The following is a 2,638-nucleotide window of genomic DNA, read 5'->3' on the forward strand; positions in this document are numbered from 1 at the left end:
AGTACGGAGTAAATCGTGGAATGGATCAGTGGGCTCAACTAGCTCCGGCAACATCTGTAGGGTAAGATTGGACATGGCATATCACCTCTCTGTTGTTGAAATCCTAGAAGAAATCAATCAGCAGGATACGCCACCTTCTCGAATCCCCATACACCACAAATGACCATAACTCCCGTTCAGTGGCAGAAACGGCGATGTTCCGCATCAAAACCCTGATGGGCGGGCATCTAATGCGCAGGTGGGTGAAGCGATGGTGATGATTAAAGCGCTGAACTGGATGGCGTTGTTGGGTATGCCGCACAGCGTCAGGATCGAATAACAAGTGTAGCAGCGGGAGGCATCCATCTTGTCGGCTAACTCTAATTTATTCAACAAAGCCCCGAAAAGATAAAAAATTATCAGCTACAACCTCCATTTCATGAAAGAAATCCTGACTAACTCACTGATTAAGTTTTGTAATAGTCACCGGCTGGTATGAGACGCCCGCTTCAGCGGTTGTGACTTTCCCGGGAATAAACATAAGTTAAATTACAGGATGTTTTTGCCAGAATTATGAGGTGGGAGACAGGGCTAAATGAGAGGGAAATAGGAGAAAAGGGCTGGTGACACATCACCAGCCCGGGAGGTTAGTGGCCCGTAGGCTGGGCTTTCAGCTGTGCTTCATAGGCGAGCGCCTGCTTCGCATCAAACTGATCTTCCCACTTGGCAATCACCAGCACCGCCAGCGCGTTACCCACCACGTTCAGCGCGGTACGCGCCATATCGAGAATACGGTCAACGCCCGCGATAAATGTTAGGCCTTCCAGCGGAATTCCGACGCTGCCAAGCGTCGCTAGCAGCACCACAAAGGAGATGCCCGGCACGCCAGCAATCCCTTTTGAAGTGACCATCAGCGTCAGCACCAGCACGATTTCATCGCCCAACGACAAGTCGATACCGTACAGCTGCGCGATAAAGATGGCGGCGATACTCTGGTACAGTGTCGAACCATCGAGGTTAAACGAGTAGCCAGTTGGCACCACAAAGCTGGTGATCGACTTTGGCGCGCCGTAGGCTTCCATCTTCTCCATGATGCGCGGCAGCACGGTTTCAGAGCTGGCGGTGGAGTAAGAGAGGATCAGCTCATCCTTAAGGATACGCATCAGCGTGGTGATGCGCAGACCGCAGAAGCGCGCCACCCCACCCAGCACCACCAGCGCGAAGAAGAAGATAGCGGCGTACACCAGTATCACCAGCTTCGCCAGCGGCCACAGCGAGGCAAAACCGAAGTTCGCTACGGTCACTGAGATCAGCGCAAACACCCCAACAGGCGCGTAATGCATAATTATATGGGTGACTTTGAACATCGTTTCTGAGGTGGAACGGAACACTTTCACCAGCGGATCGCGGTGTTCAGACGGTAGTGAAGAGAGCCCAAGGCCAAACAGCACTGAGAAGAAGATAATCGGCAGCATGTCACCTTTCGCAATCGCCGCGAAGATATTCTGCGGGATCAGCGACAGTATAGTGGTCACTAGGCTGTGCGGGCCGCTCTGCACCTGCTGCCTGGTGGCTTCATATTTAGAGATATCCACCGTTGCCAGCGTCGACATATCAATGCCGGAGCCGGGTTGGAACACGTTCGCCAGAGTAATACCTGTCACAATGGCAATGGTGGTAATCACTTCGAAGTAGACGATGGTTTTAACGCCAATACGCCCCAGTTTTTTCGCATCCCCGACGCCGGCAATGCCGACAATCAGCGTGGAAATAACGATAGGCACCACAATCATTTTAATCAGGTGGATAAAGATATCCCCTGCCGGCGTGAGTACGTTAGTGACTAACCATTCACGGTCTTCCGGCTGGTTATGCAGTATCGCCCCGACGGTGATCCCCAGTACCAACGCCACCAGAATTTGCCAGGCGAGGCTGATTTTTACAACTTTCATATTGTATTTTTCCTTAACAGAACCTGCTCTCCGCGGACTGCATGCGGAGTGAATGACACTCGAAGGAGAATGACCGGGATCGGGCAATTCGCAGGTAATGGATGGTTGATTCCTGTTTTGCAGGCGCGTAATCAGTACCATTTTCACTGGTAAGAATGCAACCCTACGCGAGATGTGTCTATTTAATACTCAGAAGACAGGATAAAGCACTGCCTACAGCTATTTAAAATAACTCTTTGTTATAAAGGGTAATATTCTTATAACAAATAGCATAGCTATGTAATAAAGTGAACAATTACCCGTAACAACAAAATGGTCTGGTTGCGCGCCTTAGCGGGCATTTTTCTATGATTCTTAGCCTCGCCTCTTCTCTTTTTGGCAAATTAACACTGCCATTTCATAACATTCAGTTATGACGTGATCTGCCGCGCAAAAAAGAAAACAAAGCCAAGCGCGCATCTTCACTGAACTATATGATTGACATATTACTAACATCTTCAAGGAGACCAGCCATGAGCCAATCACACGCATACCCGGTGCCCGCGAACATCGCGGAACCCCCCCTGATTAATGCCCAGCGGTACCGGTCTATGTATCAGCAGTCGGTACAGGATCCAGATGCATTCTGGGGTAAGCAAAGCAAGATACTTGACTGGATCAAACCCTACCATACGGTGAAGAACGTAGCGCCCTTACAGGGCGAGCGT

At 50.3% G+C, this 2,638-nt stretch carries 2 protein-coding genes and 1 pseudogene; 2 read left to right on the forward strand and 1 reads right to left on the reverse strand.

The features are described from left to right. Positions 1-164: 164 nt before the first annotated feature. Positions 165-319: pseudogene (locus BBW68_RS18080) on the forward strand (IS5/IS1182 family transposase); the annotation flags it as partial. 307 nt (positions 320-626) lie between these two features. Here the strand turns inward: BBW68_RS18080 and gltP are convergent. Next, positions 627-1,931, reverse strand: a complete 1,305-nt coding sequence (gltP, locus tag BBW68_RS13240) for a glutamate/aspartate:proton symporter GltP (protein ID WP_070135720.1) — start codon at positions 1,929-1,931, stop codon at positions 627-629. 512 nt (positions 1,932-2,443) lie between these two features. Here gltP and BBW68_RS13245 point away from each other — a divergent pair. Further along, the coding region (locus tag BBW68_RS13245) for an acetyl-coenzyme A synthetase N-terminal domain-containing protein (protein WP_148127677.1) at positions 2,444-2,638 on the forward strand (195 nt) is incomplete at its 3' end.

Source organism: Candidatus Erwinia dacicola, from assembly GCF_001756855.1.
Classification (GTDB): Bacteria; Pseudomonadota; Gammaproteobacteria; order Enterobacterales; family Enterobacteriaceae; genus Erwinia; species Erwinia dacicola.